The sequence below is a fragment of the Rhodococcus sp. RD6.2 genome (assembly GCF_001040705.1).
In the GTDB taxonomy this organism is placed as follows: Bacteria; Actinomycetota; Actinomycetes; order Mycobacteriales; family Mycobacteriaceae; genus Rhodococcus_G.
The window spans coordinates 404,051-417,126 of the sequence record NZ_CVQP01000001.1 but is presented as its reverse complement, the minus strand read 5'-3'; the positions used below and the strand labels follow the sequence as shown (position 1 = coordinate 417,126).

Here is a 13,076-nt window from a genome sequence, read left to right as displayed (position 1 = left end):
TACAGCTGTGCCCACCAGCACCCAGATCCAGTTGATCAGCCGCCCCGTCGGCTGGCCCACGCTCGACGACTTCCGCACAGTTGTCGTCGAGCTCCCGGACCTCGCCCCCAACCAGGTGCGTGTCGCCAACGAGTTCCTGTCCGTCGACCCGTACATGCGCGGCCGCATGAACGAGGGCGAGTCCTACATTCCGGCGTTCGAGCTCGGCGAGACGATGACCGGCGGCGCCGTGGGACGCGTCGTCGAGTCCACCTCTCCCGCGCACCCCGTCGGTGCCGTCGTCGTGCACGACCTCGGGTGGCGTGACATCGCGCAGGGTGACGCGGATGCCTTCCGGCGGGTGGAGGAGGTTCCGGGAGTTCCGAATTCGGCGTACCTGGGAATCCTCGGGCTGACCGGGCTCACCGCGTACGTCGGCCTCAAGTACGTCGCCCACCTACAGCCCGGTGAAACGGTGTTCGTCTCCGGTGCGGCTGGAGCCGTCGGGTCCGCCGTGGGACAGATCGCCCGACTCGAAGGCGCGTCCCGCGTCATCGGCTCTGCGGGGTCCCCTGACAAGGTCGCACTGCTCACCGACAGGTACGGGTACGACGCCGCGGTGGACTACAAGCAGGCCCCCATCCGCGAGCAACTCGCGGACATCGCGGGCGATGGTGTCGACGTCTACTTCGACAACGTCGGTGGGGATCACCTCGAGGCCGCGATCGACGTGATGAAGACGGGCGGGCGGGCCGCCCTCTGCGGCGCCATCGCCGGCTACAACACGACGGACACCGTCCCCGGACCTGACAACCTGGTCAAGATCATCTCCCGCGGACTGACCTTGCAGGGATTCACCCTGGGCAACTACACGCACCATTTCCCGGAGTTTGCCGCGAAAATGGGGCCGTGGCTCGCCTCGGGCGAGGTGGTCCACGACGAGACCGTCGTCGACGGCATCGACAACGCCGTGGACGCCTTCCTTCAGCTGATGCGCGGCGCCAACGTCGGCAAGATGCTCGTTCGCATCTGACAAGCGTCACTCGAGACAGTTCGGGCGCTCGGCCGGTTCACCCGGCCGAGCGCCCGAGAGTCTTTGTCAGGCGAGAGCCTTGGCCTTCAACTGGTCGAACTCGGCCTGGTCGATCGTGCCCGAGTCGAGCAGCGCCTTCGCCGATGCGATCGACTCTGCCGGGTTGCCCGAGGCCGCAACCTGCTTGATGTACGCGTCTGCAGCCTTCTGCGCGTCGGCGTGCGCAGCCAACGCACGCTCGGTCATGCCGCGGCCACGGAAGATCAGGTACGCGAACGCCGTCAGGTACGGCAACACGATGAGGAAGAAGATCCAGACGGCCTTCCACAGACCACTGAGCTTGTGGTCCCGGAACAGGTCGCCGATGATCTGGAACAGGATGATCAGGTACGCCACGAAGGCGAAGATCAGCAGGGTGTACCAGAGGAAATCCCAGAACGAGTCGAGCATGAGTTGCAACCACTTTCACGAGAAGGAGGACCCGCCCCCGATCCCGGGGACGGGGCAACGCACTACGAGGTGACACGCAACAACCCACGAAATCCGCATCCACCCCGAACCAGCGGTTCAGACCGCTGCGCAAGCTTCGCACATTGTGTTTGCCAATGTATTGCCAACGTTGCTCCGAACCGTGCGTGTGTGTCGTCACACCGGCACAGGAGCCCTCGCCTGGCGACCCGTCGGTGAATAATCGGCCGCATGGTCGACAACACGGGCACACGAGGAGATTCCGGCCAAGCGGCGCCCGAGCGGCAACGCTTCCGCCGGCTCGCGCAGGCCGCACTCAACGCCGACCTCACGGTGAGTCAGGTCGACACCATCCTCACCGACCTCGACGGCGCTCTCACCGGCATCGACGCCACCATGGGCGACATGAACGCGACCATCACGACACTCGACGGGGCGTTGAACCGGTTCGTGGAGTCCCTCGACAACGTCGACGCCATCGCGGAACGCATGGTCGCCGTCGTTGCGCGCCTCGAAACGGTCGTCGACCGGGTGGAGCGGCTCGTCGGAGTCGCCGAGATCGCGTTGAAACCGATCGGGATGATCGAGAGCGCAGGACGCGGGGTCGCCGACTTCATCGGGCTGCGCAGGTAGTCACCCGTACAGCAACGGTCTTCCGACTCGGTGGAACCGAGCACCTCCCGTCTGCGTCAAACCTCGTGAGCTCCGTTCCAAGGCGGGGCCGACGCATTCGCATCCAGCACCATCGAGGTGTGACGCGGAACGGCAGAGGGGATTTGCTGTGGGGGAACCGCTCGATGTCGACACCGACGCGTTGCGTTTGCTCGCTGCGTCGTTGACCAGCGAGGCCGATCGGATCTCGGACGTCGACCCTTCCACCGCGATCACCGCCGCCACCGCTGCGATGCAAGAATCCTCGATCGCAGCATCGGCAGCCCGTGCCGGGCACTCGCTGCTCCTGTCCTACAGCGCCACCGCCGAGCGCCTGCGCGACATGGCGTCGACAGCGGAAGGCAATGCGCGCGAATACGACGCCGCCGACGAGGCTTTCCGCCGCAACCTCGACGCCCCTCCCGGGGACGTCTAGATGGTCGCAGTGTCACGACTCCGCACATGGCAACCGGAGCTCCTCGACGCCGCGGCCACCGCGATCGTCGAATCGAACCGCACCTTCGGCGAGTCCGCGGACGCGGCCAGGGACCACGTCGCCAACACCGTGTGGCGCGGCACCGCAGGCAGGGCCGCGGGGGCACGCTCCGAAACGGAACACGACGAGGCCCGCCGCATCCGCGCAGCGGTGACCGCGCAGGCCGACGCGCTGACGAACGCCGCGGCCTCGATCGGCGCAGCCAGAACCACGGCCATCGGCATCGCCGACGAGGCACTCGCCTCCGGATTCGCTGTCGCCGACGATGGGCGGGTGACTGCGCCACCGCTGGTCACCGGCAACCCGGTCGCAGACCTACTCCTCCAAGCACAACTGGACGAACAGGCATCCGGTTTCCAGGCGCGGCTGATACCCGCCCTCGCCACGGTCGACGAACTCGACGCCAGAGCAGGCGCCGCCCTCGACGCCGCGACCGCCGAACTCGGCGATACCGGCGACAGCAGGGTGGGGACCGTTGCCGCAGGCGACCTGCCCGCACCGCCGGGCTCCGATGCGTCCGCGAGGGAGAACAAGCAGTATTGGGACTCGCTCACCGAGGAACAACGGCGTGGGATCGTCGACGAACATCCGGACTGGGTCGGCAACCGTGACGGCATTCCCTCGGCGGTGCGCCACGAGGCGAACGTCAGCCGATTCGACGACGAACGCGCCCGCCTCGAAGCCGAACGCGATCGCCACCGGGCCAACCTCGACGACAACGTCTTCGGCGGCACCTTCACGAACGAGGACGCCGCACTCTGGTACACCGAACAGAAACTCCGCGACCTCGACGAACTCGAGAACATCGTCGCCGACAACCCCGACGGCCGGCTGATGCTCCTCGACCTGCAGTCGGGTGAACGCGGCATGGCCGCCTTCGCCGTGGGCGATCCCGATACCGCCGACCACATCTCCGTCACCACCCCCGGACTGAACACCACGATCGACGGGTCCCTCGGCAGCATGGTCGACGAGACCACGGAACTTCGATCCGAAGCGAAGGATCAACTCATCCGCGCCGGGCGCGGCGACGAGACCGTCGCAGGCATCGCGTGGTTGGGATACGAACCACCGCAGGCGACCAGCGGCCCCTCGAACCCGGTCTCGGACGGCCTTCGCGGCTACGGCGACGTCGTCCAGACCGACCGGGCGAACGCGGGCGCCCCCAAGCTCGCATCCTTCTACGACGGCCTCGATGTCGCATCGACGCAACCTGACCCGCACCTCACCGCCCTCGGGCACTCCTACGGGTCCCTCACCACCGGCCTCGCCCTCCACGACCCCGGACCCGGGCAGCCCGTCGACGACGCCGTGTTCTACGGATCACCCGGCATCAATGCTGACGACGAATCCGACCTCGGCCTCCCCGATGGCCACGGCTACGTGATGGAAGCCGACGGCGACATCCTGATCCCCGAGGCAGGCAAGGGACACCTGTTCGGACCGGATCCCAGCACCTCCGACTTCGAACAACTCTCCACCGACGCGGGCACCAGCCCGGACGGCGTCGCCCGCGACGGCGTCGGCTCCCACAGCGAATATCCACAACTCGGCGACAACAAGGAGCTCCGAATGTCCGGATACAACATGGCCTCGATCGTGGCCGGACTCCCCGACCAGGTGGTGTACCGATGACCCGACGCGCCCTGCCACTGCTCGCCGCGCTCGCCGCCACCCTGACACTTCTGACCACCGCATGCGGAGACCTCATGGGCAACCCCTACAACCACACCGACGACGAGATCGCCGCAGCCGCAGCACAACTCCCCGCCCTTCCTACGCTCGAGGAGACCGAAGCCGAACTCACCGCCGTCGTCGTACAGATCGCCGACGCCGCGACGGCGATCGCACCGGAGCTGCGCTGGGAATGGCAGGACGAACGATCCCAGGGTGGATGTGGTGGCGCCTTTGCCAAGACCGACGGCCTCAAGATCTATCTGCAGAAACTCGTCACTCCCGTTCCGATCTCCGATGCGGCCTGGCCTCGCGTCCTTCAGTCCGCCCGTGACATCGCCGCTCCGCTCGGGATCACCGATCTCACCGTCCGCGTCGACAAGCCCGGCGACCACGACGTGGTCCTCACCAGTGACAGCGGCGATCGCATCATGCTCGGCTCCAAGGTGAACGCTCTCATCAGCGCCCACACCGGCTGCCGCCTGCCCGCCGCCCGCACGGACCCGACCCCGTAGCGATTCGCCTGCCGCCCGACGACTCCGAAAGCCACACATGACGACCAACGCGCCGTTCGCCGACCTCGCCGCGAAAGCACGACGCGTCCACGACGCGGTGACACTCGTCCGCGGACGCGCCCGGTCCGCCGACGGGCACGTCACCATCGAAGTCGACGCCGCCGGCCACATCACCGCGCTGACCATCACCGACTCCGCCCTCTCCGCCAACGGGGCGGCAGCACTGGCAGCGGCCGTCACCGACACCCACCGCGAAGCATGCGCCGAAGCCGCACACGAGGCACAAGCTCTTCGCGACGAACTCACGTCAGATCCGTTGGTGTCCAAGGTCATCGGAGAACTGGGCGCTGAAGCCACGACCGTGACCCGACCACCAGCAGAACCCGCACACGAGGACGAGGACTACTACCGAAGCGGGTTTCTCCACAGGGCCTGACCACACACGCACGTCCGGCAAGCGCACCGACCTGCGTCAACCTGGTGCCCCCCGGCCGGGCTCGAACCGACACTTGGCGGATTTTAGGTCCGCCCGTGGGGCGAAGCGAAGCGAGCCGACCAGCGCGTTTACGAAGGCGAGCGAAGCGGGCGACAGGGCGACAAAGCACGAGTAGTGACAAGTGTGTGACAACTCGTGCGCGCGGCGATTCAGGCCGACCGACGTCCGGCGAATCGCGAATCAGGTTGGTGGACAGCCGGTGCGCGCTGTGTCACGATCACCGCACCACAACAGAAAAGGACCCCGGCGAGCGCGCCAACGCTCCCGGGGCATGGCCGAACTAGTCAAGGAGTTCGACGTGTCAGAGAATACCCACATCTCGGGTGGGATTCAGCGCGGACCTCGTCGCGCGGATCACTTCACCGTACTCTCCAACGCAGTCCTCAACGACGCCCGTCTGAGCTTCCGCGCTCGCGGCATCTTGATGTGGCTGCTCTCGAAGCCTGCCGACTGGCGCACCCGCTCCGAATCCCTTGCTGCGCAGTCCCCCACCGAGGGCCACGACGCGGTCCGCACCGCCATGCGTGAGCTCGAGGAGCACGGCTACCTCGTCCGCGAGAAGGTCCAGGACGAGCGCGGGCGGTGGCACACCCTGTAGACGATCTTCGAGGAGCCGATCACCTCTGCCGATCCGGGGCCTGAGATTCCGCCTCGCGGTCGTGCCGACGTCGGTCGGTCCGGCGCTTTCACAAAGGATCGATCACGAAGGACTGAGACCAACAACAACCCCGCGCCCCGAGCACGCCGCCCGCGGCAGTGCACGACGAACCCTGCGACGTCGTTGTCGGAGAAGGTCCAGGAGATCCAGACCGCTGACGCGGCGAAGCTCGCCGACCTCGAGGCCGCCACCCTCGTCGCGGGCCTGCCCGCCAGCTACGCCCGCACGAAGGCAGCGCAGCGCGGCGAGATCCTCGCGAGGATCGACCTGCACGAGATCCCCGCGCTCGTCGACGCAGCGAAGCGCGCGCACCGGCCCGAGAACCCGACGATGCACGTGCACGGCTGGCTGCGTCTCTGGGAGGCGATGCCGTTGCCGCGCACCACCCGCCCCGCTGTGGCGCTGTGCGGCGAGTGTGTCGAGGGCTTGATCGAGGACGCCGAGACGGGCCTGCCTGTCCGACGGTGCTCCTGCCGCGCCGCGGCGGTAGCGCAGTGACGCACCTGCAGCTCGCCGTCGCCTACCGCGCCCGCTTCCCGCGCACCTCGCCCGAGTACGCCGCCGTCGGCGGACTGATCGACGCACTCATCGAGCACGCCACGTTCGACTACGCCACCCAGCATGGCGAAGGGGTGGCTCCTCGCCATCGACGGCCTCGCGGTCGTCGCGACGGCCGCCGTGATGCGACTGCGCTCGTCGCGTCGGTACGCATGGACACTGCTCGTTGCGTCAACCGTCGTGTCGATTGTCGCGGGCGCCGCGGCGCACCTCCTCCCGCCGGGCCCGCTCCCCGGCTGGGCTGGCGCAGTCGTCCCGCCGCTGTGCCTGCTCGTCGCACTGCACCTCGCCGTGCAACTCCACCGCGACACCACCGCCACGGCGCCAGCTGACGCCGCCGAGACGCCCGACGAAGGACGCGACGCTGAGACGCCAGCCCTCACCCTTGTTGTCTCACCTGAGCCGGTGTCGCACGGCGAATCTGGCGGCCAGGACCGACACACTGAGACGCAGGACGACAACGTCAGCGACGGACTCTTTGATGTCGTCGCACCGTCCACCTCGATTCCACAGGCGTCGTCTCGCGAGGAAAGCGACACAGGGCGCGACACCTGCTCGCCACCACGAGCATGTCGCTGCGCGACATCGCACGCGCGAGCGGGCTGTCGAAGGACGCGGTGCACCGCCTCGTCGGACCCGGCGGTCGCGACAGTCTCGTCGCAGCCCACGAATCGGCTCCGCTCGGCACGGTCAGCGCGACAGCATGACGCAGACCGGTCGCGTCCGCCGTTCGAATGACAGCGGCGAACGCGACCGGTAGGTCTGGTTGAATCCGCACATGAAACGGACCATCGCGACCAGTGCCGCAGCCATCGCGCTGCTGGCGGCGACCGCCTGCAGCAACGGCGACTCAAGTGACGTCGCGCCAACCATGACAGATCGCGAGTACACGTACGCGGTGGCATACGAGGTCTACGGCAAGAGCATGGCCGCGGCCGACGCGGCAGCAGATCAACCAGAGACAGTCGAAGCGACTGTCGCGGTGGCTGCCGCGGACTGCGGTGTGGTTCAAGGATTCGCAAAGTCGACCAGCGGGCCGTCAGTGACATCGTCAGGCGCCGCCGTGACAGCTGCGGACACCCTCGACCCGCTTGTAGCCAAGCAGGCTCAGGAATCCGGGCGAACCGAACAGCAAGTCCGGGCTCGGTATCTACTGAGCGCGCGATTCAAGTGCCCCGAGTACACCGCGATGCTCGAAGCCTACGACCGGGTCTCCCAAGCGCTGGGCAAGTAGGGAGTTGGGCCCAGGGGCCGACTCCGTGCGCACCTCGCAGCGGTCGGAGGCTGACGCGCCGGGCCGCGTCCGTCGCGTGAATGACAACGATGGACGCACGTCTGCGGTCTGGTTGAATCCGAACACCGGAAGGAGCACGCCATGAAGGGCATCGCGCCATGGATCCTCGGGTTCATCGCCCTCGGACTGATCCTCACCTACTGGAAGCTGCTGGTCGGCCTCGCCCTGTTCGCGCTGATCGTGTGGGGCAGCTACGTCGGCAGCATCGCCTGGTGGCAGAAGCGTCAGGACCGACTCAACGGCGAGAAGGCCGAACGGGTGCACCTCGCCGCGCGCGCAGACCACCAGCATCAGCAGTACCTCGCCGGTGAGGACCGCGGCCTGTACGGGGAGTTCAAGCCGGCGTCGCTGGACTGAGCTTGGCCGCATAACGCCCGTCGGCGCGGTAGGTAGCGCCTACGGCCACCGTTCGGCGTGTAGCTGCGCACTTGCTATTTGTTGGCCTACGATCAGCCGTGCTGCCTGCAGACCCCAAGCTCTTCGCAGGCGGCGGCCCGCCGGCTACTCCTCAGGCCTGGCGGGCCTTCTGCGTTCACTACTTGCCTAATATTTGCTGCGTCGGGGTTGTCTGATTCAATCCATGAGTGGATCGACACCGCTACCTAGCAGCAGCCGCATGGGCGGCAACCATCGCGGCGACGCTTGTCGCTGTCTCCGCCACTGGCATGGACGTCCTGGCGAGCATCGTGGTGTGGGGCACCGCCGCTGTAGGTGGGGTATTGGCGACCCTTGCCACGAGACGTCGAAGCGAGACGGAAACAAGCGCGGCAGCTACTCAGTTGCCTGGATAGTTACTCACAGCCTGTGAATCAATCGTCAGCCCGGTGCACGAAACCTGGCGAGCAGGTATCTCCCCTTGCATTCGACGGGCTTCGAGCCCCCGCTCGGTCGTAACGCGTACGGCGCACAAGGCCACGGCAGCAACGACTTCCGCAACTCGCAGGCAAAAGGCGTCCAGCCAGCAGCGTCACCCTCCACTGCACCAAGCGCCTGGTTGGTTTGGTACTCGCGAGTCACATGAGGCGGAAGCTATGTTCGCTGGCGCGTCGCCCTCTCTCCCGGGAGGGCGGCGTAGGCCCGCCGGCCTCCTCTGCCGGCGGGCCACCCTTCAACTTGGGAGACTCGAATGCGACTTCCGCTGTGGATCGGCGGCCCGATCGTGATCGGGCTCGCGGCTGCCGACGCCGCCATCGAACTGCAGGCCCGCACCATCAGGGTGCTCACCCGAGCCACGATCAGGGCGATGGATGACGACGTCGCTGTTGGTGGCGCTCTGGTGCCCACCGGTCCCGCTGCGGCTGAGCTCCGGAGCACGGCGGCCGGTAAGTAAGGCGCCGCACTCGCGGCAGTAGTGCGTCCGGTGCCCGTCGATACCTCGAGTGGCGATGCTGAATACCCGTTGAGGTCTCGGACGGAAACGCAGTCTCAGGAGCTGGACTGCATGGTCGTGAGGCTAGCGCCCGCACGGCTACTGAAGAGGTGGGTCCGGAGGAGGTCGAGTCCTCCGGACCCACCGCTCAGTTTCATCTGGCCCATGGAGCTCGATGAAGCGAGAATCCAACCCACCCGCACGTTCTCGGGGCATTCGCCATCTGTTTGTCGGCGCCAACGCCTTCAACGCCTTGACCTGTGCCCCCGGTCGGACTCGAACCGACACTTGGCGGATTTTAAGTCCGCTGCCTCTGCCAATTGGGCTACGGGGGCTTTCCTCCCGACGGTCGTCGGAAACGACTCTAGGGGCCGTCAGAGGATCGACAGGGCGATCCCGTCGAGGATGTCGTGTTCGCTGACGATCAGTTCGGTGATGCCTGCGCGCCGGGCCAGTTCCACTCCGAGGACGTCGGCCACGATGGCGCCGCCGCCGATGACGTCGACCCGTCCCGGGTGGATGACGGTGATCTCGGCGCGCTGGTCGTGTGTCTTGTTCAGCAGCGAATCGTTGACCTCGTGCAGCCGCTCCAACGACATCCGCGACAGGTGCACCTGCTCGGCGTCGTACTCGGGTAGTTCGAGGGACACCGCGGCGAGGGTGGTCATGGTGCCCGCGACCCCGACCCAGGTGTGTGCCTGTTCGACGGGCACACGGTCGAACGCCTCACCGAGTTTCTCCGCGGCGACCGCGCGGGCCTCCTCGACCTGGTCGGCAGTCGGCGGGTCGTCGTGCAGGCAGCGTTCGGTGAGCCGCACACAGCCGATGTTCGTCGAGTACGCCGCGTGGACGCCGGTCGAGTCGCCGAGGACGAGTTCCGTGGATCCGCCACCGAGATCGACGACCACGAAAGGCCCTGCCGCGGAATCGAGTTCGCCGACGGCGCCGGCAAAAGACAGCCGGGCCTCCTCGTCGCCGGTGATGACCTCGGCTTCGGCACCGGGGATCACCGCACCGAGGACCTCGCGGGTCATCGCGAAGAAGTCCTCGCGGTTGGCGGCGTCGCGGGTGGCGGACGTCGCGACCATGCGGACCTTCGTTGCACCCGTTTCGCGGATCATCCCCGCGTACTCCTCGAGCGCAACCCGGGTGCGTTCGATGGCCTCGGGCGCGAACCGACCGTTGGCGTCGACCCCCTGCCCGAGGCGGTTGACCCGCATCTCCCGCACGACGTCGGTCAGCGCACCGTTCTCGGCGTCGGCGACGAGCAGTCGAATCGAGTTGGTGCCGCAGTCGATGGCGGCGACGCGCGTCATTCGGTGTCCCCGGCCGCCTCGGGCGCGACGTACGCGGGCCAGTCGACGGGGATCGCCGTGCCGCGCAGGCCGTGGTCGGCCGCGAGAGCGATGGACTCGTCGCCGAGCAGATTGACACCCGGACCCTTCGCCAGCGAGTGCGCCATCAGGACGTGCAGGCACTTGACGCGGTCCGGCATCCCTCCCCCGGTGAAATCCGTTCCGAGGGACTCGATCTCGTTACGTTCGGCGAGGTACGACTCGTGCGCGCTGCGGTAGTTCGCGGCGAGTTCCGGGTCACGGGTGAGACGTTCGGTCATCTCCCGCATCACTCCCGCCGACTCCTGCCTGCTGGCCTCGGCGGTCAGCCGCGGGTCCGTCAGGTAGTACAGAGTCGGGAACGGGGTGCCGTCGGGCAGTCGCGGTGCCGTCTTGACGACGCCGGGGGTGCCGTCCGGTGCGCGGTACGCGATCGCGAGGACACCGCGCGGTTCGCGACCCAACTGAGCTGCCACCGCGTCCAGGTCGGCCTGTGGAATCTCGTGCTCGCTCACCGGGGGGTTCCTCCTTGATCGTCCGGAATGGTCATCGTCCCCGCGTCGTCCGGTGCGGGCGGAACCGTCGGTGCGAGCGCAGGCGCCTTGGTGGGCGTCGGCTGCGGCTCAGCGATCGGTCGCCACAGGTCGGTGTACCAAGGGTCGTTGTCGTGCTTGGGTTTTGTCAGGTCCTCGACCGGCGGCGCAGTCGCCCCCGGGAGCTGGACCTGATACGGGGTCTCCCCTGGCATCACGTACTGCAGGCGCTCACGCGCCTGCGCCCGCACATGGGCCGGGTCGTCCGCCTGCTCGTTCTCCCGAGTGAGCCGCGCGACGTCCTCTTCGAGTTGTGCGCGCTGCTCGGCCACCTGCTCTGCTTCGTTGCGCTGGCTGAGATAGGTACGCAGCGGCATCGCCAAAGTCAGGACCACCGCACACAGCACCATCGCGAGTACGACGGCACGAGCGGTGGACAACCCGAGGATGGTGCGTTCGGGTCCGGTCTGGGCTCTGCCGCGGCGATTCCCCCGGGCACCGACGGGCTTCTCCGTCGGCGACGGTGCCGTGTCCGAGGCGCCCTCGGCCCTGTTGCCGGGCGAGGCAGGTCCCGCCGGTCGGGTCCGCGTCGATCGACGCGGACCCGACCCGTCACGGGCGCGACGGGGGTCGCGGCCGACCGGGCTCCCGCTCGGTCGGGACCTGCCGCGCTGGCTCATGATCTGCTACGACCGGTCAGGCGCCGAACCGCGGGAAGGCGATCTCGCCTGCGTAGCGGGCGGCGTCACCGAGCGACTCCTCGATGCGCAGGAGCTGGTTGTACTTCGCAACACGCTCGGACCGAGCCGGGGCGCCGGTCTTGATCTGGCCGCTGCCGACGGCGACGGCGAGGTCGGCGATGGTGGTGTCCTCGGTCTCGCCGGACCGGTGGCTCATCATCGTCTTGTAGCCGTTGCGGTGCGCGAGATCGACGGCGTCGAGGGTCTCGGTCAGCGTGCCGATCTGGTTCACCTTCACCAGCAGCGCGTTCGCGGCACCCTTGACGATGCCGTCCTCGAGACGCTCCGGGTTGGTGACGAACAGGTCGTCACCGACGAGCTGGACCTTGTCGCCGATCGCTTCGGTGAGCGCGACCCAGCCGTCCCAGTCGTTCTCGTCGAGCGGATCCTCGATGGACACGAGCGGGTACGCGCCGACGAGCTCGGCGTAGAACGCCGACATCTGCTCGGCGGACCTGGTCTCACGCTCGAACGCGTAGCCGGTGCCTGCGGTGTAGAACTCGGTGGCCGCGACGTCGAGAGCCAGCGCGACGTCCTGGCCGGGCTTGAGGCCCACTTTCTCGATGGCCTCGAGGATGAGGTCGAGCGCGACCTTCGTGCCCGCGAGGTCGGGAGCGAAGCCACCCTCGTCGCCGAGACCGGTCGACAGGCCCTTGGCCTTGAGGACCGACTTGAGGGAGTGGTAGACCTCGGCGCCCCAGCGCAGGGACTCCTTGAACGTCGGCGCACCGATCGGCGCGATCATGAACTCCTGGACGTCGACGCCACTGTCCGCGTGCGCGCCGCCGTTGATGATGTTCATCATCGGGACCGGCAGGATGTGCGCGTTCGGGCCGCCGACGTAGCGGAACAGGTCCAGTCCGGACGACTCCGCTGCCGCCTTCGCGACCGCGAGGGACGCACCGAGCAGGGCGTTCGCGCCGAGACGGGACTTGTCGGGGGTGCCGTCCTCGTCGAGGAGAGCCTGGTCGACGGTGCGCTGCTCGGAGGCGTCGAGACCGATGATCGCGGGAGCGATGTCCCCGAGAACAGCCTCGACGGCCTTCTGGACACCCTTGCCCAGGTAACGCTCGTCGCCGTCACGCAGCTCCACAGCCTCGTGCTCGCCGGTCGACGCGCCCGACGGCACCGCGGCGCGTGCGAAGGTGCCGTCGTCCAGCAGCACCTCGACCTCGACCGTCGGATTTCCTCGGGAGTCGAGGATCTCGCGGGCTCCGACCTGCTCAATGATGGCCACGGATGGTTCTCCTTATCGGCGGCTGTACTCGTTCTGGGCGA

At 67.6% G+C, this 13,076-nt stretch carries 17 protein-coding genes and 1 tRNA gene; 12 read left to right on the top strand and 6 right to left on the bottom strand.

Annotated features, from left to right (window positions below; translation table 11 throughout):
* The first annotated feature begins 7 nt into the window (after positions 1-7).
* Positions 8-1,012 (top strand): NADP-dependent oxidoreductase, encoded by a 1,005-nt coding sequence (locus RHCRD62_RS01890; protein WP_050062947.1) that lies wholly within the window; start codon positions 8-10, stop codon positions 1,010-1,012.
* A 66-nt stretch (positions 1,013-1,078) separates the two neighbouring features.
* On the opposite strand, the gene RHCRD62_RS01885 is transcribed toward RHCRD62_RS01890, so the two are convergent.
* Positions 1,079-1,462, bottom strand: a complete 384-nt coding sequence (locus RHCRD62_RS01885) for an SHOCT domain-containing protein (RefSeq protein ID WP_050062946.1) — start codon at positions 1,460-1,462, stop codon at positions 1,079-1,081.
* A gap of 249 nt (positions 1,463-1,711) precedes the next feature.
* Here RHCRD62_RS01885 and RHCRD62_RS01880 point away from each other — a divergent pair, with 249 nt between their 5' ends.
* The 11 genes from RHCRD62_RS01880 (at position 1,712) to RHCRD62_RS01835 (ending at position 9,152) form a co-directional block, all read left to right on the top strand.
* Complete coding sequence (locus tag RHCRD62_RS01880) at positions 1,712-2,113, top strand: hypothetical protein (RefSeq protein ID WP_050062945.1); 402 nt, start codon at positions 1,712-1,714, stop codon at positions 2,111-2,113.
* 148 nt (positions 2,114-2,261) lie between these two features.
* Positions 2,262-2,567 carry a type VII secretion target gene (locus RHCRD62_RS01875; protein WP_050062944.1) on the top strand — a complete coding sequence of 102 codons (306 nt, stop codon included), beginning with the start codon at positions 2,262-2,264 and terminating at the stop codon, positions 2,565-2,567.
* On the top strand, positions 2,568-4,262 hold the full coding sequence (locus tag RHCRD62_RS01870; protein WP_050062943.1) for an alpha/beta hydrolase: 1,695 nt from the start codon (positions 2,568-2,570) through the stop codon (positions 4,260-4,262). It begins immediately after the preceding gene.
* Positions 4,259-4,816 (top strand): LppA family lipoprotein, encoded by a 558-nt coding sequence (locus tag RHCRD62_RS01865; protein ID WP_050062942.1) that lies wholly within the window; start codon positions 4,259-4,261, stop codon positions 4,814-4,816. Before RHCRD62_RS01870 ends, RHCRD62_RS01865 begins: the two co-directional genes overlap by 4 nt.
* A gap of 37 nt (positions 4,817-4,853) precedes the next feature.
* Complete coding sequence (locus RHCRD62_RS01860; protein WP_050062941.1) at positions 4,854-5,252, top strand: YbaB/EbfC family nucleoid-associated protein; 399 nt, start codon at positions 4,854-4,856, stop codon at positions 5,250-5,252.
* 358 nt (positions 5,253-5,610) lie between these two features.
* A complete protein-coding gene (locus tag RHCRD62_RS26270) occupies positions 5,611-5,910 on the top strand; it encodes a hypothetical protein (protein ID WP_253277153.1) in 300 nt (99 codons plus the stop codon).
* A 183-nt stretch (positions 5,911-6,093) separates the two neighbouring features.
* The gene (locus tag RHCRD62_RS26265; protein ID WP_253277152.1) at positions 6,094-6,468 is read left to right on the top strand and encodes a hypothetical protein; all 375 of its coding nucleotides are present in this window, start codon (positions 6,094-6,096) and stop codon (positions 6,466-6,468) included.
* Positions 6,469-7,097: 629 nt separating this feature from the next.
* The gene (locus tag RHCRD62_RS25700; RefSeq protein WP_157050770.1) at positions 7,098-7,235 is read left to right on the top strand and encodes a hypothetical protein; all 138 of its coding nucleotides are present in this window, start codon (positions 7,098-7,100) and stop codon (positions 7,233-7,235) included.
* 71 nt (positions 7,236-7,306) lie between these two features.
* Complete coding sequence (locus RHCRD62_RS01845; protein ID WP_050062939.1) at positions 7,307-7,762, top strand: hypothetical protein; 456 nt, start codon at positions 7,307-7,309, stop codon at positions 7,760-7,762.
* A gap of 141 nt (positions 7,763-7,903) precedes the next feature.
* On the top strand, positions 7,904-8,179 hold the full coding sequence (locus RHCRD62_RS01840) for a hypothetical protein (protein ID WP_050062938.1): 276 nt from the start codon (positions 7,904-7,906) through the stop codon (positions 8,177-8,179).
* Between the two features lie 769 nt (positions 8,180-8,948).
* Positions 8,949-9,152 (top strand): hypothetical protein, encoded by a 204-nt coding sequence (locus RHCRD62_RS01835; RefSeq protein WP_050062937.1) that lies wholly within the window; start codon positions 8,949-8,951, stop codon positions 9,150-9,152.
* 300 nt (positions 9,153-9,452) lie between these two features.
* Here RHCRD62_RS01835 and RHCRD62_RS01830 read toward each other — a convergent pair.
* The 5 genes from RHCRD62_RS01830 to eno all read right to left on the bottom strand — a co-directional run bounded on the left by RHCRD62_RS01830 (position 9,453) and on the right by eno (position 13,035).
* Positions 9,453-9,526: transfer RNA gene (locus tag RHCRD62_RS01830), tRNA-Leu, on the bottom strand.
* Between the two features lie 39 nt (positions 9,527-9,565).
* Positions 9,566-10,507, bottom strand: a complete 942-nt coding sequence (locus RHCRD62_RS01825; RefSeq protein WP_050062936.1) for a Ppx/GppA phosphatase family protein — start codon at positions 10,505-10,507, stop codon at positions 9,566-9,568.
* Entirely contained in the window at positions 10,504-11,040 is a 537-nt protein-coding gene (locus RHCRD62_RS01820; RefSeq protein WP_050062935.1) for a DUF501 domain-containing protein, read from the bottom strand. Before RHCRD62_RS01820 ends, RHCRD62_RS01825 begins: the two co-directional genes overlap by 4 nt.
* Entirely contained in the window at positions 11,037-11,498 is a 462-nt protein-coding gene (locus tag RHCRD62_RS01815; RefSeq protein WP_253277151.1) for an FtsB family cell division protein, read from the bottom strand. Before RHCRD62_RS01815 ends, RHCRD62_RS01820 begins: the two co-directional genes overlap by 4 nt.
* A 256-nt stretch (positions 11,499-11,754) precedes the next feature.
* A complete protein-coding gene (gene eno, locus RHCRD62_RS01810; protein WP_050062934.1) occupies positions 11,755-13,035 on the bottom strand; it encodes a phosphopyruvate hydratase in 1,281 nt (426 codons plus the stop codon).
* Positions 13,036-13,076 lie beyond the last annotated feature (41 nt).